Raw genomic sequence first — 22,380 nt, forward strand, 5'->3', positions numbered from 1 at the left:
GCTATCCATTGCCACTGGAAGCTTCTCTACTTGTGCACAGCGAACTGCACAAGCTACAGTGGTAGGCTATGCCGGCTCACTATGCCTCACATTTTTACGTGTTTCTTGATTGGTATAACGACCACCTACGTAAGGAATTAATTCCTTACTATAGACCACGATAAAGTTGCCTGCTGCACTAGCCCACCGCCTAAGAAAGTATAATGTCATTAAATAAGTTTTCTGCTTTTCTCACCGAAAAGCCGCATGGCTTTCTCATTGTGGGTCTAGGAGCCTCGGCAGGTGGTATTCAAGCGCTGAAAGAATTCTTTCAGCATGTGCCCCAGGATTCTCATCTGGCTTATATCGTCATTCTGCATCTTTCCCCGGACCACGATAGCCAACTGGCACAGGTACTGCAGGCTATTACCCCCATTCCGGTTACGCAGGTGACAGAAAGAGTTAAAATTGAGCCGGATCATATCTACGTCGTGCCCCCTAATCAGCATCTGCTGATGGAAGAGAACTTCATTGTGCCTTCCCTTAATCGGTACCTGGAGGAAAGGCGGGCGCCCGTGGATATCTTTTTCCGCAACCTAGCCGATTTGCATGGTCCGCGAGCTGTTTGTGTGGTCTTATCCGGAACGGGTGCAAATGGTTCTATGGGATTAAAACGGGTCAAGGAACGGGGCGGGAATGCGTATGTGCAAACCCCACGCGAAGCGGAATTCAATGAAATGCCCCGCAACGCGATAGCCACGGACTTAGTCGATGAAGTACTACCTGTAGCGGAGATCCCCGGGCGAATACTCGCCTACCGCGATAGTCTGGGCTCCGTAGAAATTGCCGTGGAGGCGAAAAACCAGCCCGAGCAGCAACAGCAGGCCCTACGTGAAATATTTGCCCACTTGCGCCTGCGCACCGGGCACGACTTCTCCAATTATAAGCGGGCGACCCTGCTGCGCCGGATCGAACGCCGCATAAACGTACGCAGCCTGCCCGACCTGCCGAGCTACGCCGCCTTTTTGCAGCAACATTTAGAGGAGAGTCAAGCGTTGCTGAAAGATCTGTTGATCTCGGTTACTAATTTCTTCCGGGATAAAAAGCCGTTTCAAGTACTGGAACACGATATTTTACCAGCTATCCTGCAGACGAAGAAAGCGGATAGCGAAGTGAGAATATGGGTCGCCGGGTGCGCCACTGGGGAAGAAGCGTATTCCTTGGCCATGCTAATGGCCGAAAGAACCCTTGGGGTACTGGACGCTCCCAAAGTACAAATCTTTGCCACCGACCTCGACGAAACCGCTCTTACCGCCGCCCGGGAAGGGTTGTACACCCTCAACGATGCTGCCGATGTTTCGCCGGAACGGCTGCTGCGTTTCTTTACCAAAGAAGGAGACAGCTACCGCGTCCAACGCGAGCTCCGAGAGATGATCCTGTTTGCTCCGCACAACTTTTTAAAAGACCCGCCTTTTTCGCGCCTGGACCTGGTGAGCTGTCGCAACGTGTTGATCTACCTCAATTCCACGGCGCAGGAACGGGTCATGGAAACGTTTCACTTTGCGTTGAAGCCGGGTGGCTACTTGTTTCTGGGTTCGGCGGAATCGGTGGATGGCGCCAGCGATCTATATGCCACCATCAGCCGGGAAAATCGTATCTACCGGGCCCGCCAAGCCGCGAGTCACCAGTACTCGGTGCCTAAATTAGTCCCTACCCTACAACGCAAGCAACCGGCTCCGCTTACGTTTCACACGGCAGAAAGCCGGCCACCCAACCGCCTTTCCTTCGGGGAACTGCATTGGAACCTGTTGGAACACTATGCGCCGCCTTCCTTGGTGGTGAATGAGAACTATGATATCCTGCACATGTCCGAAAAAGCGGGAAGCTTTCTTGAATTTTCCGGTGGTGAACCCACCAAGAACCTGCTGAAACTCATCCGCTCCGAGCTAAGACTGGAGTTACGATCCGCGCTTCACCAAGCCGTGCAGCGGCAAACCGCCATCGAAGCCCGGAATATACCCTGGACTAGGAATGGAGAATCTCGGTCCTTGAACATCCAAGTGAAACCGGTCACCAAAGAAGGCGACACGGCGAAGGGATTCATCCTAGTCATTTTTGAGTTGAATGAGTCAGCGCAAGAGCCGCAGGAGGAAACGGTTGTGTTAAGGTCTGCTGAGCCCATTGCCCATCAATTGGAAGAGGAGCTTCTCCAGATGAAAGCCCAGTTACGGTACTCGGCGGAGCAGTACGAATACCAGGCGGAAGAGCTAAAAGCCTCCAATGAGGAGTTGCAGGCCATGAACGAAGAATTGCGTTCGGCTGCCGAAGAACTGGAGACCAGTAAGGAGGAACTGCAATCGATGAACGAAGAGTTGCGCACGGTCAACCAAGAGCTAAAGGTAAAAATTGAGGAAGTAAGCGTTACCAGCAGTAACTTCCAAAACCTGATCAATTCTACCGGGGTAGCGACCATTTTCCTCGACCGCACTTTTTGCATCCGGTTATATACCCCGGCGGCCCGGCAACTCTTCAATCTAATTCCGTCCGACTATGGCCGCCCTATTTCGGATATTACCCACCGGCTGGACTATGACCAGTTATTAACCGATGCCGAAACGGTGCTGGAAAAACTCACGCTGCTTGAACGGGAGGTAAACACCACAGATCACCGGGCGTTTATGATGCGGGTGTTGCCTTACCGCACGGCCGAGGATCGGATTAATGGGGTGGTGATTACCCTGTTTGACATCACCGAACGCAAGCAAGCCGAAGAAACGTTACGAGCCAGCGAACAACGCTTGCAACGCATGGTTAACGTGCCCAGTGTGGGGGTGCTCACCTTCGACTACACGGATAGGATGCTCCAAGTCAACGACGCCTTTCTGGTGATGGTTGGCTATACGCGTCTGGAGTTCGAAGCCCGCCCATTCACCTGGCGCGACTTCACCCCACCAGAACACCTAGAAGCTAGCTTGCAAGTCATGGCTCAGTTGCGGCAAACGGGCCGAGGCGGCCCGTACGAGAAAGAATACTTCCGCAAAGACGGCTCCCGGCTCTGGCTGATGTTTGTGGCCGCCGATCTGGGCGATGGCACCATCGCCGAGTATGCTATTGACGTAAGTGCCCGCAAACAAGCCGAAGAAACAGTGGCGACCGATCTGGCGGGCATGCAACGGCTGCACGAATTGCACGCGAAACTCGCCACCGAAACCAACCTGCAAGTAGCCTTGCAAGAACTGGTGGCCCTGGCCTGCGACTTTACCCAGACGGACCAAGGTTGCGTGCAACTGGTCAGTGAGGATGGGAAACGGCTGGAGCTGTACGCCTCCCAAGGCTACGCGGAAAGTAGCCCCTTTCTACAGCGCTTCCAGCACGAAGATTCCCAACAAGTCGATGATGCGGTGTGGGGCGGTCGTACTCGGCTCCTGATTGAAGATGTCGAAACCTACCCATCCTTACGGGGCACCCCGGATCAAGAAGTTGCCTTGTCGGAAGGGATTCGAGCCATCCAATCTACCCCCTTACTCACCCGCAGTAGTGGCGTGATAGGGGTGTTAAGCAACCAATTCCGCCAGCCGCACCGTCCCACTGAGCACCAGTTGAAGCTGTTGGATTTACTAGCGTGGACGGCCGCCGACTTTGTGGAGCGGCACCGGGCGCTCCAGGCTCTGCAAGCCTTCTCCATCGGCTTGGAAAACCAAGTGCAAGAAAGAACGGCCCAACTAAACCAGAGTACAGAAACCTTGCAACAAAACTTGGCCAAACTGCAGCAGGCGGAAGAAGTAGCGCAGATAGGCAGCTGGGAGTACGACATCGCGAGTGGTGAACTGACCTGGACCACCGGCATGTACCGCCTATTCGGTTTGCCAGTGAGCAGCCCGGTAAGCCCGGAAATCTACCTGAATTACGCTATAGAAAAAGATAAGGCCCTTGCGCAGAAATTAGTAAACAAAGTCCGTGAAGTGTATGAACCTCTTGATGAAACGCTACGCCTGCGGGTAGACAAGCAGGAACATACCTTCCGGATTAAGTCGGTCGTGCTGCGCAACGAACAAGGAGAACCTCGGAAGATACTGGGCTTGGATTTAGATGTTTCCGAGGTGAAGCGTCTGGAAGAAGAAAACTTGCAAATGCGGTTGAATCAGCAGAAAGCTTTGTTGCTCGGTATTCTGGATGCTCAGGAGCAAGAGCGTCAGCGCATCGCCGAGGCGTTACACAACGGGGTCGGGCAACTCTTGTTTGCCACCAAGCTCAACTTCGACCAAGTAGCGCCGCTGGTTCCAGAAGAAGTATTCAGAGGTGCCAACCAGTTGCTAGACGAAGCGATTCAGGAAACCCGGCGGGTATCGCACGAATTGGTGCCTAGTATGCTGAACAACTTTGGCTTAGCCCAATCTATTCGGGATTTATGCCAGAAATACAGTCACACGCGCATTCGAGTAAATTGCGAAGTTATCGGGTTGCAGAACCGATTAGAGTCGTATGTAGAGGTTGCCGTTTACCGCATCTGTCAAGAATTACTGACGAACGTGACCAAGCATGCGGAGGCGACGAGCGCCGATATTCTGTTGGAGCAGGAGGATAGTGAGATAACGTTGAAAGTACGCGACAATGGCAAAGGAATAAGCCTAGAACCCAGTAAGATGACGGGCATTGGGCTGCGTACGATTCAGGACCGGGTAAAGCTGCTGAACGGCACCTTTTCCCTGCATACTCCTGATACTGGGATGGGAACCCAGGTCACCATCCACATTCCTATTACCAGTATGAAATAGCGTGTCGCTTTTGCATTGGCTGGCAAACGATAATCCATTTACTTTAGGCCTAGACGATCGATATAGCTCTAGTCAGACGAGGCAAGACAAGCCCTTAACAACCAGTCAGGTCGAACGGGGTGTACTGCTACGCTTCTTAGCCCATTGTCGCCTCATACAGCCATCCCTGAATGGCATTATTACAGTAGATTTTTCTTCTAAGCACGGTATTCATTGCTGTCTATGAATACCGTTTTTGTAGCTTTATTTCCATGATTCGCATTTTTCTTGTTGATGATCATGCCATTGTGCGCGACGGCCTGCGGGCAGTACTATCGGCGCAGCCTCTACTGAAAATAGTAGGGGAAGCCGCTAATGGCCAGGAGTTGCTGGTGCAGTTGCCAAACGTGCCCACGGATGTCGTGCTGATGGATTTGAATATGCCTGTGTTGGATGGACTGGCAACCACGCACGAGCTGCACGAACACCACCCAAACCTACGCATCTTGATCCTGTCGATGATGACGCACGAGCGCACTGTTGGTGAACTGTTCGCAGCCGGAGCGCACGGGTATGTACTCAAAAATGCGGATAAAGCCGAAATTACGACGGCTATTCAAGCGGTAGCAGCAGGCAAGCGCTTTTTATGTTCGGATATCGGTCTGACGCTACTTGAAAAAATATTGGCGACCGAGGAGGAAGGTGCGGTCAACTCGGCAAAGGACCCCTTCCGCCTGTCGTCCCGCGAGCGGGAGATTCTCAAACTAGTAGCCAGTGGGCTGACTAATCAGGAAATTGCGGATAAGCTTTTTACTAGCAAGCGCACGGTTGAGACCCACCGACAGAACTTGCTAGAAAAAACTGAGGCCAAAAATACTCCGGCCTTGATCAGATATGCGATGGAGCAGGGCTGGCTTTAGCCGTAGGCGGGTAGAGTAAGTGCTAGGGTGAGGTAATAAGATGGATTAACCATAATAGTGTATAGTATAAATTACAGAGTTAGCCAGCGATGGATTTATAGGAATATAGAAGCGGGACTACGTACAACCCGCGGGCTATTGCGCCGCGCGTCTATGCAAGCGCACACGCTCTTATGTAGCGACCACTTATGCCCTTTCGCTTGTACGCGTTACGTCCGCGGGTTTTGTCTTAGCCTCGTAGCTGTTGCAAAACTTCTAATAGTGAATTTGCTTGGTAGAACCAGAGTCTGAAACAGGCTAAAAAGTTCATTCAACAACCTCATTCTTCGTAAACGAGGGATCAAGTACCGTTTCTCTGGAGTACAGATAGAGTTCTGCAATAGCCATGAACGTTTAAGTAATGTTACAGCCAGTTTACGTGCTGCAAATGATCGTTTCTAGCGCGTAAATGGCTGCGCGCTTACCGGCATGTGTCTATAGCAGTTGATTTAGCAATAGGCATCACTTCAATACAGGTTTTGCGTCTTGGTGATTGACTAGACAAACTAGCATAAGATTGATGATAGAAAAGAATTATAATTCTTGGATTGCACTAAACAGGTTAAATAATATTGCTAATTATATTCTTTTAAAAAACCCTAAACGTTCTGTCAATACTTACATTCGTATACTCTTAAGCAAAGGGGCTTGAATTTTACCTTCAACCTATCACAGCTTTAATTATAGCTGGTTTATTGTAAGAAAATAACCTAAGTCCAATCGGTGCTCAGAAACCTAAAATATGTTCGCGCCGGGCCAGGGCTGAAAAATTTAGGTTTAACTCGTCCTTCATCCTAGCCTTTGTTAGTGTACAGTTTTGCTAGTTTGTCTTTATTATTTAGTTAGTAACTATACATTTAAAAATGCTGCGTTATTTTCTGTAGTTCCGTTTGAATTTCCTTTTGCTTGTTTTCGCCCGCCAATAGAAAGGAGTTTTTAGTGGTGTTCATTTTATCTTTAGTGAGGGTGATTTCCTGGGATATCTGGTTGATTTCAGCTTTTAGGGTGGTTAAGCGCTGGGTAAGGGTTTGCAGTTCCTGCGCTTTCGTCTGGAGTAGTTCCTCCTTGGGCCGCACCTCCTTCTGATACTGCTGCGCGTGGGCGCTTTGAAAGGCATTTAAATCCCGCCCAATCAGGTTTAAATATTCCTGGCCGGTGGAGACAAGCTTTTCTTTGGTAAGGCCGGTGCTTTTTAACGCGTTGTAAGCGGTCTGGTACTTGAGGGCTTCGTCCTGAATGTCGTCTATGTCGATTTTGCTGTCCACGAACTCTTTGAAATCAGTTCCCTGAAACAAGGGGTTGCGGGCATTCGCGTCATCAATCAACCGCTCAAAGTACTGCTGGTGTTCGGGCAAAGGTTCCGTGATGGTGCCGCCGGCCGAATAGGTGGGAACATGGTCGGGAATAGTGACGGGCGCGGCGGGACCATTGATCAACGGATGCTGGGCATTCTCTGGGGCAGCAGGTAGTGGCGGGGGTAGGAAAGAAGGCGTAGCCGGCGCCGCAGCCGGCGTTGTAACCGGTGGATTCGGTTTGGCCAGTCCTTGCTTGGAATCGTCTTCAAACTCCACAAACGGAGTCAACAACTGCTTTAAGAAACTCATGGCAAGAGGGCTTATTGGTTGAGGCTCAGCAGGAACCCGATGGTAAAGTTGGCATCCCAGTCAAAAACAAAGGTGTCCGTGCTAGTCGCCTCGGCCAAGCCTTTGTAGATAGTCAAGCCCGAGGCCATTTTCTTGTCTGCGGCCTGGTACGCCCCGGGCGCCTTTAACACGGTATATCGTTCTTCTCCTTGACGGTGTTGCTTGGCTAGGGTGAAGGGCACCCCACCCAGGATGAAGCCTACATTCCGCTTGTTCTGCGGCACTTTAGCGGCCAACGTTTTCACCTGGTTGTAGACCTGCTCATCGGCGGTTCCTTTTTCGTAGTACTTGGCGCCGGGCAACTCAATAGACTGCAGGCGGCCATTCTCCTGCCAGGAGATCTTGGTATTACCGGATCCGATGTCTACTAGGAAAGAATTATCGGCGAAGGCGGGGGGAACGGTGGCACTGAAGCCGAATTTGCCTTCCTGCTCGGCGGTTACATTGTTCACCACGTACCCCATCTTTTTCAGTTCGTTGCTGATGATGGCGGTTTTAGGGGCTTTCTGAGCGCCCGAGGAAATCACGAAGTGCATATTTCTGTTCGCCACGCCTTTGTCGAACATGGCCGCCAGGTATTTTTTGAGACCGGCTCTGATATCTTCGGTAGTAGCTAGGCCTTCGTAGGCCAATGATTCGCCGAAATCTTTGGAGACAATCTCCCAGCGTTTCTGGCGGTCCATGTTGATGACGAAAGAGTTGAAGCCCGTGGCTCCTACTTCCACTACCCCCCGTAGCGTGCCATTCTGTGGCTTTTCGGGCGTGTAGCTGAACTCCCGGTTTTCCTCGGTAGTGCCGGTCGCAGGGGTAGTAGTGGAGGGGGTTGTAGCAGCCGGTACCTCCGTAGCATTATCCGACGTCTGGTTGCTACCGGGTATGCTAGGCGAGGTGGTAGAGGACGTAGCGGTGTCGGCATTGCCCCCGGTCAAACGAGGCTTGAGGGCGAAATAGCCCAGCACCCCAATGATCAACAGAACGACAATAATCCCTAGTGGCTTGATTTTCATCTTGGTAATTGTTAGTGCGTTGTAAGGTTATTTTCCCTCTCAACTTCTCGGTTCTTTCTTGTTGCTGGCGACCGTAGCGGCGCTACTTATTGGCCATCGTAATCACCACTACCCGGCCGCCTTCTTCCTTGGACAGCAAGAGTTTTTTGCCGTCGGTGAGGTCAACCATGGTATTCACGGGTATCTCTTTGTCTTCGGTAAGGTCTTTCAACGAAGTGAGTTTCTGGTTGACCAATACCCACTTATTATGGTGGAAGGTGAAATACCCCACCGGGGTCTTTTGCTCGTCCGTCAGCTTTTCATTTCTTACCACGTGGCGGTTCACGTGCCACTGGAACAGGTACTGGTTGTGGTAGACCATAAGGCGGTGGTTCTCGGGGCGCCAGACGGTGGGCTTGAACTCAAAGTACAGGTCCAGCACGGGCAGCGTTCCTTTCACCGGCGTGCCGCAAAACGGACACTTGGGCGAGGTGGTATTATCAAACACAAACCACTTCTGCTGGCATTTCGGGTTGCTGCAGGGCTGCATCAGATCCGTGGTTTTGAGCAGGGCCTGCTCCCACTGGTCGGCGTTAGGTCGCTGGTTGGGGTCGTGCAGGCCGGTTACAAAGGCCTGATCGAATAACGCCTTCAGGTAGGGGCCGGTAATGGTGTAGGGTAACTTCGTTACATCCGCCCACGGCAGCGTCCACTTCGACACCTGATCCATTTTAGGCCGGTTGGAGTGGTCAGTCGGGTGCTCAATGAACAAGGCCTTCTCCCCCATTGACAGCAAATCGTCTTGTTCCGTATCCAGGGAGTTGACCTTGCCTCCTTTCAGCGGGTGCCGGTAGAGCAGGTACAGGTAAATCATGACCGGCAGGGCGTGCAGGTCGGTGGTGCGGTTGGCGTGCTTGCGAGTAGGGTCGCGCAACTCCAGGTGTTTGGTAGCCAAAACCTCCGGGGCAATAAAATCGGCGGTGCCGATGACATCGGGGGGGTACAAACCGGGTACGACCAGCCCATCAATGTCAATGATGGTGGCTGATTTACTAACCGGATCAATTAAGACGTTTTTATAGGATAAGTCGGAATGAGCCAGCCCGGCCGCGTGCAAACGTTTCACCCCCCGGGCAATTTTCACGCAGATCTGGAAATAGCTGAGCCAGTTGCCTAACTCGCTGTCATCCAGTCGCAAGGCGAACTGAGGATTCCGGAACTTGGCCGAAGCAAACCATAAGCCTTGTTTCTCTTTGCCTTTGATGCCTTCGCTAGTGGCGTAGCCTTGCTTGAAAAAGAAGTTCTTGTTGTAGGTCGGCACCACCAACCCCACTTTTCCGTCGGCGGTTTCCACCATGTCGGTCGGCCAGCAGTACAGCTCTTTGTAGTATTCGCCGCCTTCCCGATTGAAGAAGCTATCGTAATACTGCGTTACCAGTTTCTTGAGCCGTTCCCGGGAATTGTAATCCTGCTTGTCGCGGTAGAAAGCAATTACGTAGGATTTATCTGGCCCGAAATAAACGTCTTTCATGCCACCGCGCATAGGCTCGCCATTATCCACGTACGGGTACATTTTACCGGGCGTGATGATGGACGGCACCGACTTCGCGGGTTGGCCGAGGTTACTGGAAAAGGTGGGGCTACTGCTTTGGCTCACAGGTTCAATTCTATAAATTGTAAGTACCCTGGTTCAGATTCGTTTGCCAGTTACTTGGTAGGCAAGAGCTAGAAAACGATGGCCAGCGTTCGGTCGTCATGGTTGCCGGAACTCCAGAAATCCATCCAGCGGGAGAGTTGCGCTTCAATCTCGGGGTTGGTGGTGCTCAGTTCCACCGGGGCCTTATCCTCGTTCTGTCCCTGTAAATCCGCCAGAAACTCCTGCCACTTGGCAATGTTAGGCAGGTTCGCCTCCACCACGAACTTAGGGTCATAGATGCCATCGGACATCATGATCAGGTACGAGAAGTCGGCTAGCAGCTTAAACCCGAAACGGGTAGCGAACTTTTCATTCTGGAAAATCTCGGGCATGGTGATAAATCGGGTACCGCCCCCGAATTCGCCCACGTCAATCCAGTTCATGAGCGTCACTTCGGTTACGTCTTTGCTGAGCACGGCAATAGGGCAATCGCCGACGCCAAAGGACAGCAAGGCGTACCCCACGTCGTACTTCTTGAACAAAGTGAAGATGAGCGTACTGCTCAAATCTTTCAGCGTGACCTCCTGCGCCTTGGCGAAGCTTTCCAGTTGTTTGTGCACCTGAAAAGCCGCTTTGCCTAGGTTATTATAGACGAAACGGTTCAAGTTTTTCTGAGTGTCATCGCCGGTTTGACTGGCGTGCTGTTGAAGTAAGTGGTCAAACTCAATCATGCTTTCTACCGAGGCGGGGTCCAGAAAATAGTTGACCACGCCGGCACAGGCCAGCGCCGATCCTTTTCTGGATAGTTTCGCACTCCCGGCCCCATCCGACACCACCACGACATTCCAGCCATTGGGCAGCTCCTTATAGGCAAAATCATCTTCCCGGAACGAGCCCACATTGGCGTGGGAGCGGCCGCGTTTAGAAGAAACCAGCAGGTGCCGGTCGCCTAGTGGCGAGAACAAGGTGACTTCGTCTTCCTTCCAGTAAGGATCGTTCTTGTCGCTTTCCAGGTTTTTCCAGAGGCCTTTGGGGTCTGGGTTGATGATGAGCGGAATGTCTTTTTGGTGAAATGGCGCTTCCTCCGGTTGTCCTTCCACTTTGAAGTAAACCGAAAACTTCAGGTCGCCGCTTTGGGTGGGAATCCCGGTAAGCTGGTTGTTTTCGGCGCTGTAGGTCAACCCGAGGGCTTCCAGACCTTCTATTCGGAAGGCGATAAGGTCGTTCCAACCGTATTGCTCGAAGTCAAAGGGAGCCGTATAGGGCTTACCCACGGTAGCGTTGGGAATCCGAATGGGCTGTTGCACGATCTCAGCTATTCTGTCTTCGATTTTCCAATTCGCCATGAGCTGTTCCTGGTTTTTTCTGAGTTGGTGGAGAATGGCAAGGTTCTGTTCTTCCAGTAAAAAGCGGTCGAACAACTGCATCCGGTGCGCTGGAATGGTAATGCCATAGCTTTTGAAAAGATCAGTCACCAGTTGTTTTGCTTCAGCCATTCCCGCTTTTGTGCTACCTGTTTAAAATCATTTTCGGTGGGCTCGCTTTTCATCTACGCAGTTGCCGTTCGGGCTACCTGTTAGTCTTTCGCTACCTGATCGGCGCTGGTTGCTGAGCCTACTACTGCAGAAAACAAGGAAAAGGAAGAGGCTAAAGGAAGATATCTTCCCACCTCTTCCTTGCCTGATGCGGTGCTACCCGCTTAGGTAACGATATTCAATTCCGCAGGAGGCGGGGGTAGTTCGCCTATACCGGTCACTTCTTGGCCGCCATCTTCCACCTTGGTAGAGGAAACGCCAATGGAGGCACTCACCCAAGTAAAGAACTTGGCAATGCTCTGGCTGTCGGCGGTATCCAGGCTGACGACATTTTCCGTGATCTGCTTTAACAACGCCGAATCGGCAGCGCTACCCGCGGCGCAGGCCACGGTAAAGGCGGTTTTCCGTTTTCTGAATTCTTCGAGGCCAATTTGCCAATCATCGGTGGGAATACCATCCGTCATGATGAACACCAGGGGTTTCCAGTCGCCTTTTTGCTCGGCCGTGGTTTTCGTTACCTCATTGTCCATGCAGGTGGAAACCAATTTCAGCGCCTCGCCTAAGCTGGTAGTGCCGGTAGCTCGGATGTCCACCATCTGAAACGAAGCCAAGTCGGTTAACGGCACCACTTGTTTGGCCTCGCTATCAAAGGTGATGATGCTGATGAAGGCCGTCTCAATCGCCTGCGGATTCTGCCGCAACGAACTGATCATGACCTGAACCCCATTTTTAACTGCTTCAATGGGCTCGCCGGTCATGGAACCAGATGTGTCCAATAATAAATAGACGGGTAGTCTCCTCATCGTTTCAGGTTTTGAAAGGTTTTTGATAAACTCTGCAATTGCAGCGGCGTGCGCAGGACAGAAACAGAAGCCAATTCTCCTTTAAAAAATGGCTTTTACACTGCATGCTTTATCCTACGCGTCATTTTTGGAAAACAGCTATAAAACTCTGTCCTCGAAAAATTGGCGGTTGAACTGTTTAACGCAGGCTGTAGGGCAAGGTTTTCTGGTGATTAATGAAGAGTTGCACTTTAAATTTTATACCTGTTAAGGCCTTGGACAGGTGTAAAGGTGAGGTAGCCTAGCTAAGCCGGACAGTAATGAGACGTTGTTTGAAGGTAGATTTCGAAGTGGTTAGGGGGTTCGGTAGCCGAGCGAAGAATGTCGGCGTTCAGCGTTGTACTAGGCGATGCGGTAGCTGATTTTTAATTAGGCTTCGGTCAGGCCGAAGAACCTGCCACCGTCTAGTAATTTGGCTTTTAAGCGACTCCAAAACGATTCGGCGTGGGTGTTGTCACGGCAGTTGCTGCGCCGGCTCATGCTTTGCATAGCGCCATGCTGGGCTAGTAAATCCTTGAATTGCGTGGCTGTGTACTCACTGCCTTGATCCGAGTGCACCACGAGTCCGACTGAAGGCCGGCGCACTAGGAGGACACGGCGGAGCGCCTCGCTCACAAGGTCTTCGGGTATAGCGCGAGCACACGTCCCAGCCCACCATCTTGCGCGAGCAGCGGTCGAGTTAGACGGCCAGGTACAACCAGCGGCTGCCTTGGTGGCACGGGTACGTGACAAGAGCTGACCTAGACCCGATTGGAGCAGGCGCGCAGTGTACATCCGGGTCGCGCTACTCCTTCACTGCCGACCTCGGCTACGAGTTGGGCCTGCTGCCAGTGGTAAAGCATCTTAGAACTAACGCCTAACTGCCGCACTGCGGCTTAGGTGTTGCGGCTTTCACTGGTCAAGTACAAGGTTTAGGCCGTGGATGACTCGTTCCATTTACGCCGTTTGTTAGGTGATGCCCCGCTAGGTTTAGCTGCTATAATGGAAGAAATATACGTCCTTCTCCTGTCCGTCATCTCCCACTTCATTTCTTAAACGACTGGCACATGCTTGGACACTTTACGGGGCCGTAGCTGTTGCAGAACCCTATTTGTATTCCGAATAAGCTATGTTTAACCCCTCGTTTACGGAAAATAGCTGCTATAAACAGGCTTTTTAGCCTGTTCCACTCGTTGGTGCTATTCATCCGATTCACTACTGGGAGTTCTGCAACAGCCACACTTGTTTAAGTGAACAAGTAGTTTCACTTCAGGAGCACCCTGAATTTGCGTCAACGTAAAATGGGCGCAGGTTTTTGATTGTGCTGTTCATTAAAACTATCAATAGCAAACGACCAACCTCTTTCCGGACAAAAGACAACGTGAATGGATCGTGGGTTATCCGTCTGTACACAAGTAGCTTTTAGGTCACTTACTCACTCCTAAAAGGGCCACCCGCGGGATGTACGGTACTCTTATTTCCGGCACCTTCATGCTCTATTAATAGCGACTGATCGCGCAACTCCAAAATGTATAAGTCGAATGAAAAAATCAAATTTTTTTATAGATAATTTTATATAAATAGCAACGCGGGAGCTATTTTTTTACTTTTCTTCGAAATAAACAAAGGCTTCATTGCTTTGCTCTCTCATTTTGATCACGGTTTTTACCTATTCTTTCACCTAATCTTTTATCGATGAAAAGACTTCTATTGTTCACCTTTTTACTTGTGATTAGTCTGTTGCAACAGGCTATTGCGCAAGACCGATCTATTTCCGGCCGCGTGACTGACGCCGCCGGAGGCCAAGGGTTACCAGGGGTAACCGTGCTGGTTGTAGGCACCACAAACGGAACTTCAACGAATGCTGATGGAAACTTCTCTCTGAGTGTAGCTAGCTCCGCCACTACCCTCTCGTTCACCTCGATTGGCTACGTAGCGGTAGAGCGCGCCATTGGTACTGCCTCCACCATCAACGTTAGCCTAGCTTCTGACACGAAGCAGCTAAATGAGGTCGTCGTGACAGCGCTAGGGGTGGAAAGAACGCGGAACTCCCTACCATATGCCGCCACACAAATAGAAGGCGAAGACGTTACAAAAGCCCGTAACCCAAACTTTGTTAGCGGCTTATCTGGTAAAGTAGCCGGCGTGAACATCCGGCAGAACAACTCACTTGGGGGCTCGACCAACGTAGTGATCCGGGGCACTAAGTCGCTGTACGGCAACAACCAAGCACTCTTCGTAGTGGATGGCGTGCCGATCAGCAACGCCAACACCAACACCACCGACCAAGCTACCGGCCGCGGCGGTTATGACTACGGCAACGTAGCCGGCGACGTCAATCCCGACGATATTGCTTCCGTCACGGTGTTGAAGGGTGCAGCCGCTACGGCCCTGTACGGCTCACGCGCTTCGAACGGGGTAGTGCTCATCACGACCAAAAAAGGCAAGAAAGGCTTAGGCGTTACGGTGAACCTAGGTGCGCAGATGGGTTTCGTTGATAGAAGCACCTTCGTTAAATACCAAAAAGAGTATGGCGCTGGCTACGGCCCATTCTACGGTCCTGATGAGAAAAGCTACTTCAACCAGCGGGATATCAACGGTGATGGCGTAATTGATTTAGTAGTTCCGTTCACCGAAGATGCTTCTTACGGAGCGCCTTTCAACCCCAGCCAGCTGGTGTATCAATGGAATTCGCTCGATCCTAGCTCTCCTACTTATCACCAGGCTACCCCATGGGTGGGCGCCAAGAATGATCCTAACTATTTCCTACAAGACGCGGTATCGCTGAACAACAACTTTACCATCGACGGTGGCAATGATGTGGCGACCTTCAAGCTAGGCTACACGAACACCTACAACAAAGGCATTCTGCCCAACAGTAAGGTAGAGAAGAACATGGTCAACCTAGCGGCGTCGTTCAAGCCTACGGCAAAGCTGATGACCAGCGCCACGATCAACTTCACCAAGAACAATGGCCTAGGTCGTTACGGCACCGGCTACAGCGGCTTCAACGTGATGGAGCAGTTCCGGGAATGGTGGCAGACCAACGTGGATGTTAAAGAGCAGAAAGAAGCTTACTTCCGCAACCGGCAGAACATCACCTGGAACTGGCGGAGCCCTACTGATCTTCGGCCCATCTACTCGAACAACCCGTACTGGGTGCGTTATGAGAACTACGAAAACGATGAGCGCTACCACTATTTCGGAAACGCAATAGCTAGCTACAAAGTCAACGACTGGTTTGATGTGATGGGGCGCGTGACCTTGGATTCGTACGACGAATTGCAGGAAGAAAGAAACGCGGTTGGTAGCACCGGAACACCTTTTTACTCCCGCTACAACAGAACGTCGCGGGAATACAACTACGACCTGATTGCCAACTTCAATAAGAACATCACCGACAAGTTCAACATCAGAGGTTTGATTGGTACCAACTTTAGGAGAAACCAGATCAACTCTATATTCGCCCAAACCAGTGGCGGTCTGGTGGTACCTAGGTTGTATTCGCTCTCTAACTCTATTAACCCGCTCAACCCACCTACGGAAGTTGATCAACGCTGGGGCGTCAATGGGTATTTCGCCAGCGCTACGCTGGGCTTCAAAGACCTAGCTTTCTTGGATTTGACGGCCCGCCGCGACGAGTCCTCCACCTTGCCCAAGGGGAATAACGTCTATTACTACCCTTCCGTGGCAGGCAGCTTTGTTTTCTCAGAGCTCTTGAAAGATCAAGCTCCTTGGATGTCTTATGGCAAAGCACGCGTCAACTACGCTGAAGTAGGCGCAGATGCTCCCGTTTACTCCATCTACAACTCGTACGGAAAACAGGACCAGGAAATTAACAGCTCCACCCGACCTTCCGTTGGTGGCTACGGCTCTGTCCCGCTGTTCTCACTGCCGAACACGCGGAATAATCCCAACCTGAAGCCGGAAAGAACCAAAAGCATTGAAGCTGGTGTTGAAGCGGCCTTCCTAAACAGCCGGATCGGGTTTGAAGCAACGGTTTACAAATCGAACACGGTCGATCAAATCATTCCCATTCAGGTAACTACCACAACGGGCTATGGCTTCAAATACGTGAACTCCGGTGAGGTAGAAAACAAAGGAATAGAACTTTCCGGTTTTGTGACGCCCATCAAAACCGGCAGCTTCACCTGGACAGTGAATGCCAACTGGACGCGCAACCGCAACAAAGTACTCAGCTTGGCTGAAGGCACTTCCAACTTGGTTCTGGCTAGCTACCAAGGCGGCGTATCCTCCAACGCGACTATCGGCCAGCCATTCGGTCTGATCCGTGGATCTGGTTTCACTTACGTGAACGGCGAAAAAGTAGTGGGCACCAATGGCTTGTATGCCAAGTCGCCTGCCACGACGGTAATCGCTAACCCTAACCCAGCTTGGCTAGGTGGTATCTCTAACACGGTTTCGTACAAAGGCATCTCGCTGTATTTCCTGGTAGACATGCGCCACGGTGGTCAGCTGTTTAACCTTGACACGTACTATGGCTACGGCAGTGGTCTATATAAGGAAACTACGGGGCTGAACGACCTAGGCAATCCATCCAGAAGCCCAATTGCTCAAGGTGGTGGTGTAATTCTGCCCGGTGTTAAAGCCGACGGCACGCCAAATGATAAGCGCATCGAGAACTTGTCTGCTATCTACGGTAACGACGAGCCCGCGCAGATGCACATCTACGACGCGGGTTTTGCGAAGCTGCGCGAAGCTTCCTTGACGTATTCCTTACCCAAGCCGTTGATTTCCAGAATTGGATTGGTGAAAAGCATCGACGTTTCGATCACGGGTCGCAACCTTTGGATTATCAGCAAGCACGTTCCTTATGCTGACCCAGAGGATAACTTAGGTGCAGGCGCGGGTGGCAACTTTGGCCTAGGCTATATGTCAGGCAGCATCCCGGCCACGAGAAATATTGGCTTCAACTTAAGATTCCAATTTTAATTGAAACTAAACCAAGATTTAATTGGAACAAAGATGAAAAAGACACTTTTGTTTTGCATTCCGGCGCTGCTGCTCGCAACCTCTTGCAGCAAGCTAGATGAGTTGGATAACATCAACCCGAAAGCGGCTTCGACCATACCAAGTACAAGCTTAGTTAGCAATGCACAGCGCATGTTAGCTAATACCGTAGCAACGCCGGATTATAACCTCAACCCTTTCCGACTGTACGTACAGTACTGGGCTGAAACCACTTACCCCGACGAGAGCCAGTACAACATTGAGATCAGGACGATTAACCGGTTCTTCTGGGACCCGTTATACAGAGACGTGCTGAGTGACCTGAACGAGGCCAAAAAGTTGATTACGGCAGACCCGCTATTGAGCGTTACGGATCCGGTAGCTCGGGAAAAGGTCAGGGCCAATCAGCTGGCATCCGTTGAGGTGCTGCAAGTGTATGCTTGGATGGTCTTGGTAGATACCTTTGGTGATATACCCTACTCAGAAGCGCTGGATATCGATAAGCTAAACCCCAAATTTGATGATGATGCCGCGATTTACAACGATTTGAGTAATCGTCTGAATACCGCTATCGGGCAATTTGATGCAGCCAACAATGGGTTAGGGAGCGCCGATCTGTACTACAAAGGCTCTACGGCAAACTGGATTAAGTTTGCGAACTCTCTCAAACTACGCCTGGGCATAACCCTAGCCGACGTTGATGCGGCCAAAGCGAAGACACTGGTTGAGGCAGCGGCTCCTAACGTATTCACGGCCAGCACAGATGACGCCAAGCTGACGTACTTATCGGGTATTCCGAATGCTAGCCAGCTGTGGGTATCCTTGGTAAACAGCGGCCGAGCAGACTTTGTGGGAGCAAATACCTTTGTTGACAGGCTGAATGCGCTGAATGATCCGAGGATAAGCACGTACTTCAAACCGGTTGGCGGAGTCACTCCTACTACTTACAAAGGTGGTACGTACGGCGCTCCTAACTCTTACGAAGCCAACTCTGCTCCGGGCACAGTGCTGGAAGATCCTACCTTCCCCGCAACCCTGCTATCCTACACAGAAGTACAATTTCTGCTAGCCGAGGCAGTGGAAAGAGGCTTTGCGGTGGGTGGCACGGCAGCAAGCCACTACAATACAGCCGTTACGAACTCTATCGTTGCGGACTGGAAAGGAACTGCTGCCAGTGCAGCTACCTACCTAGCGCAGCCTAATGTTGCGTACGCGACGGCAGGCACCTCCTACAAGCAAAAAATTGGCGTCCAAAAATGGATTGCGCTGTATAACGAGCCGGTTGAATCTTGGAAAGAGTGGAGAAGATTAGACTCTCCTACCTTGGTGAAACCAGCCGCCGCCATATCAGATATTCCGCTTCGGTTAACTTACCCCACTACCGAAGCCAATTTGAATGGTGCTAACTACAATGCGGCAGCAACTGCAATAGGGGGAGATGTAGTTACTTCCAAAATATTCTGGGACAAGTTCTAAAATCATACAACTTAGATAAATCAGGGCTGCCAAAACGGTAGCCCTGATTTTTGTCGCGAGCAGGGCAGTGAGGGAGAGAGCGACAGCGTGATGCATACAGAAACAGTAGACTTGACTTTGTCTCGTCCTAGGATAGGTTGACCATTTTTTGCTGATCACTTTGGCAGGATGACATATCCTTACCAGCTTTATGGGGTAGGTAGCCTCGTTTAACTGAACAGTTGATCATCTGAGAAAGAGGCTATAAAGGAGGGTAAATGAGCTGAAATACGGTTCAGAAAACTTGTCCAGTTAGCGAAGTACAAGCTTCTGCTCGCTTCCATGAGAATGCTGTACTTCAATCGTCCCCTCTTCTACTGCCGTGAGCAGAACACCACGTGCTCGCGCTACGCTAGCGAGCCTTCTAACTATGATCCTTCTCTCGCTACCACAGACGAGCGCATCTTGCTGTCTATGGCAGACACCTCGCTTTCAACACTAGCAGAGCAGATCGGGCAGCTCCATGCGCAAACTCAGCGAGCCGCCGCGCAACAGATTAATTCGTGGCTGACGGTGCGCAACTGGCTCATCAGCTACTACATTGCCGAGTACGAGCAACACGGTAGTGACCGGGCCACGTACGGAGAGCAGTTGCTCTCGCAACTGGCCCGCGAACTGCGCGGCGTGAAAGGCTTAGCCGAGCGACGCCTCTACCAGTGCCGGGCGTTTTCTAGGCCTATCCCGAGATTCTGCAGACAGTGTCTGCAGAATTACAACGGGCGAGTTTGCTCCAGGTGCTGCGCCTACCCACACGTCCAGCAACCGAGCCAGCCGTCGCGTCGTCTGGTTTGCCCGGTATTGCGCCGGCGCTGCTACTTAGCCGGCTCAGCTTCTCGCACTTCTTGGAATTGCTCGCCCTGGAGCGGCCGTTGCAACACCGCTTTTATGAGGTGCAAGCCGTCAAGAGCAGCTGGTCGGTGCGGGAGCTGAAGCGGGCCATTGATTCGGCCTTGTACGAACGAACGGGGCTGTCGACGGACAAAGCGGCGGTGCTCGCGGGTCATGCTGGGGCCCAGCCGCTGGTGGTCGCCGATGTGGTGCGCAACCCGTATGTGCTCGAGTTCTTAGAGCTGGAAGAACGGGCGAGCTATAGCGAGAGCGACTTGAAAACGGCCATTATTGCGCACTTACAAACCTTCCTGGTCGAGCTCGGCCGCGGCTTCTGTTTCGAGGCGCGCCAGAAGCGCATCACCTTCGACAACGAGCATTACTTTATTGATCTGGTGTTTTACCATCGCATCCTCAAATGCCACGTGCTGGTCGATCTGAAAATTGGCACCTTCAGCCACGCCGATGCCGGGCAAATGAATGTGTACCTGAACTACTACCGGGAGCACGAGATGACGGAGGGTGATAATCCCCCGGTGGGGCTAATTCTATGTGCGCACAAAAGCGATACGTTGGTGCGTTATGCCACGACGGGTCTCGCCGAGCAGTTGTTTGTGAGTAAGTACCAAGTAAACTTACCCTCAGAAGCCGAGCTGCAGGCGCTCGTGCGGGAAGAACAAGAACGCCTCAGCAATGAAGGCAGTTAGTAGAAGCTTTGAGCTTTGTTCGACAAAAGGTTCTTTATTAAACATTTACTCTACCTATAAAAACGGCCCCGAAAACTGCGTTTTCGGGGCCGTTTTTATAGGTAATCTGAACGCCTGTCTTGAGGTTAGCGTCTAGTTAACGCTACCTTCAGGCCCATCAGGATGAAGGCACCACCCGAAATACGGTTAAGCCAGGTACTTGCCGCTGGGCGTTGCATGACCCGGGCGGCAAAGTAGGCGGCAAACATAGTCAAAAGGGTAAACCAGAGTACACCAATGGCGGCATAGGTCAGTCCAAGCAGCAAGAAGGGGAGCGGATTGTTTAAAGCTGTTGGTTCGATGAATTGCGGAAAGAACGCGAGGAAGAACAAGGCCACCTTTGGATTCAAGACGTTGGTCACGACGCCCGACACAAAGTTCTGCCGATCGCTGGTCGGCGGCTGGTCAGCGGCGTCTATGGCTACCAGTGCCTGCTTAGAGCGTAGCTTTTGTACACCTAAATACAGGAGATACGCGGCGCCCAAGTATTTGAGGATGGCAAACGCGATAGCCGATTGGGCCACAATGAGCGAAAGGCCTAACGCGGCAAACAAGGTGTGCACCAGCACACCCGTGTTGATGCCTAGAGTAGAGTAAAGCCCAGCCTTGTGCCCCTGGCCAATCGACTTATTCAAGATAAAGATGGTGTCCAGGCCGGGAGTCATCGTAAACAGCAGTGCGGTCAAGAGGAAGGGCCAAAAGTGGTTAATACCCATGGTCAGAGAATGCTCAGCTTATTCGGTGATGGTTATTGAAAGGCAAAACTACTCTCTGATTTGTAAACCTTCCCTAAGGCACAAGCAGGGGCCTTGTACAGACAAATACAGGTGCGCAAAAAAGGGTCTCGAAAACAGGCTCATAAAAGGGCGTTTTCAGCCGGATTTCGCGGTGTCCAAAACTGCGCAGAAACCGAACCCTTTCTGCGAAGTTCGGCTTACTTGCATAGTTGATTGGAATCGTCCTTTTTATGGCCGTTTTGGAGCTATCCTTTTTGATGATCTGCCGTCTCAAAGCCTTACATCCGACTACGCTGCGGAATCCTTGCTGCTGCTCGTGGCAGCGGTGAATGAATGATCTTGGCAACAACTGCGGCACAGCGGTCGCTACGGCGGCGTTGGTTTAACAGCTGACCTCAGAAAGTTCTCATGAAGCACAATCGTGAGTTGGAAACAGAATTGCACTTTCTCATGACAAAGGAAAGGTATGTCCTTCTTTTATCCGTCTAGCTTAAACTACCTCACACGAGAAACACCCTTTGTACTTCTACTACCCAAGCAGATATCACTAAAGCTGGTGTCATCTTCTACACGTTGGTGGCTGTTGCAGAACTCCCAATAGTGAATCGAATGAATAGCACCAACGAGTGGAACAGGCTAAAAAGCCTGTTTATAGCAGCTATTTTCCGTAAACGAGGGGTTAAACATAGCTTATCCGGAATACAAATAGGGTTCTGCAACAGCCACGTGAGATTGAAACATGCTTGCAACAGCGAAAAAGGGCCTCTTCAAAACGTCTGGGTGCTTCGGCGTAAGATTGAAATTTGCTTCGTTCCGTGCTTGTCACGGGGCTGCTTGTCCTTACCACCTGCCAATGGCTACTTCGAGGCGACGCAAGGTGCGAAACCATCAAGTAGCTCCTTCCTAATTCTGCGTAGTAAGCTCCTTTTTTTAAGTCGATGAAGAGCTAGGGCCAGGATCATCTGGTGAATATTCAGCTGGCGGAGCAAGCTCTTTATAGTGATGTTGCGGCCAGCTTCGTGCTTCCAGTAAGCCCCCCGTGAGAGTTCGTGCTTAAACGCGAACGTTTCATATGACTTGTAGCTCGCTGCCAAGCACAGCCGGCCGAGTTTGGCTTCTATTTGTTGGAACCCACCGCTGTTCCCAGAGGCAGGCTTCGTGCTGTTAGTTGATGTTCCACGGCTTTTGGACATTTTATAAACAACCGTGGATGTTGCAGAAGGGGTAGCCTGCTGCGGAGTGCTCTCGTAGAGAGAGGATGCAAGGCAAG

At 51.4% G+C, this 22,380-nt stretch carries 12 protein-coding genes and 2 pseudogenes; 6 read left to right on the forward strand and 8 right to left on the reverse strand.

All coding sequences use genetic code 11. From position 1 onward, the window contains the following. Window positions 1–203: 203 nt before the first annotated feature. A complete protein-coding gene (locus tag BXP70_RS24720) occupies window positions 204–4,754 on the forward strand; it encodes a CheR family methyltransferase (RefSeq protein WP_086596805.1) in 4,551 nt (1,516 codons plus the stop codon). A gap of 251 nt (window positions 4,755–5,005) precedes the next feature. Next, window positions 5,006–5,653: a response regulator gene (locus BXP70_RS24725; RefSeq protein ID WP_086596806.1), complete on the forward strand. Its 648-nt coding sequence runs from the start codon at window positions 5,006–5,008 to the stop codon at window positions 5,651–5,653. Between the two features lie 896 nt (window positions 5,654–6,549). Here BXP70_RS24725 and BXP70_RS24730 read toward each other — a convergent pair. The 6 genes from BXP70_RS24730 to BXP70_RS31125 form a co-directional block, all read right to left on the reverse strand. Then, complete coding sequence (locus tag BXP70_RS24730) at window positions 6,550–7,296, reverse strand: hypothetical protein (protein WP_086596807.1); 747 nt, start codon at window positions 7,294–7,296, stop codon at window positions 6,550–6,552. A gap of 11 nt (window positions 7,297–7,307) precedes the next feature. Then, window positions 7,308–8,342 carry a hypothetical protein gene (locus BXP70_RS24735; protein WP_086596808.1) on the reverse strand — a complete coding sequence of 345 codons (1,035 nt, stop codon included), beginning with the start codon at window positions 8,340–8,342 and terminating at the stop codon, window positions 7,308–7,310. Between the two features lie 82 nt (window positions 8,343–8,424). After that, window positions 8,425–9,978 carry a helix-hairpin-helix domain-containing protein gene (locus BXP70_RS24740; protein ID WP_218779864.1) on the reverse strand — a complete coding sequence of 518 codons (1,554 nt, stop codon included), beginning with the start codon at window positions 9,976–9,978 and terminating at the stop codon, window positions 8,425–8,427. Window positions 9,979–10,046: 68 nt separating this feature from the next. Continuing rightward, the gene (locus BXP70_RS24745; RefSeq protein ID WP_086596809.1) at window positions 10,047–11,453 is read right to left on the reverse strand and encodes a PP2C family serine/threonine-protein phosphatase; all 1,407 of its coding nucleotides are present in this window, start codon (window positions 11,451–11,453) and stop codon (window positions 10,047–10,049) included. A 203-nt stretch (window positions 11,454–11,656) separates the two neighbouring features. After that, entirely contained in the window at window positions 11,657–12,295 is a 639-nt protein-coding gene (locus BXP70_RS24750; RefSeq protein ID WP_086596810.1) for a vWA domain-containing protein, read from the reverse strand. Window positions 12,296–12,703: 408 nt separating this feature from the next. Next, window positions 12,704–13,108 carry a DDE-type integrase/transposase/recombinase gene (locus BXP70_RS31125; RefSeq protein ID WP_086596811.1) on the reverse strand — a complete coding sequence of 135 codons (405 nt, stop codon included), beginning with the start codon at window positions 13,106–13,108 and terminating at the stop codon, window positions 12,704–12,706. A 900-nt stretch (window positions 13,109–14,008) separates the two neighbouring features. Between BXP70_RS31125 and BXP70_RS24760 the strand changes: the two genes are divergently transcribed. The 4 genes and pseudogenes from BXP70_RS24760 to BXP70_RS30875 all read left to right on the forward strand — a co-directional run bounded on the left by BXP70_RS24760 (window position 14,009) and on the right by BXP70_RS30875 (window position 20,334). After that, window positions 14,009–17,266 (forward strand): SusC/RagA family TonB-linked outer membrane protein, encoded by a 3,258-nt coding sequence (locus BXP70_RS24760; RefSeq protein WP_086596812.1) that lies wholly within the window; start codon window positions 14,009–14,011, stop codon window positions 17,264–17,266. Window positions 17,267–17,299: 33 nt separating this feature from the next. Then, window positions 17,300–18,760, forward strand: a complete 1,461-nt coding sequence (locus BXP70_RS24765; protein ID WP_086596813.1) for a SusD/RagB family nutrient-binding outer membrane lipoprotein — start codon at window positions 17,300–17,302, stop codon at window positions 18,758–18,760. A 453-nt stretch (window positions 18,761–19,213) separates the two neighbouring features. Continuing rightward, a pseudogene (locus tag BXP70_RS30870) lies at window positions 19,214–19,414 on the forward strand (DUF1016 N-terminal domain-containing protein); the annotation flags it as partial. A gap of 83 nt (window positions 19,415–19,497) precedes the next feature. After that, window positions 19,498–20,334 carry a PDDEXK nuclease domain-containing protein gene (locus BXP70_RS30875; RefSeq protein ID WP_262490770.1) on the forward strand — a complete coding sequence of 279 codons (837 nt, stop codon included), beginning with the start codon at window positions 19,498–19,500 and terminating at the stop codon, window positions 20,332–20,334. A 125-nt stretch (window positions 20,335–20,459) separates the two neighbouring features. On the opposite strand, the gene BXP70_RS24775 is transcribed toward BXP70_RS30875, so the two are convergent. Then, window positions 20,460–21,059 carry a LysE family translocator gene (locus BXP70_RS24775; protein WP_245849745.1) on the reverse strand — a complete coding sequence of 200 codons (600 nt, stop codon included), beginning with the start codon at window positions 21,057–21,059 and terminating at the stop codon, window positions 20,460–20,462. 908 nt (window positions 21,060–21,967) lie between these two features. Continuing rightward, window positions 21,968–22,380 (reverse strand): annotated as a pseudogene (locus tag BXP70_RS30395) (hypothetical protein); the annotation flags it as partial.

This window comes from Hymenobacter crusticola (genome assembly GCF_002154225.1).
Taxonomy (GTDB): Bacteria; Bacteroidota; Bacteroidia; order Cytophagales; family Hymenobacteraceae; genus Hymenobacter; species Hymenobacter crusticola.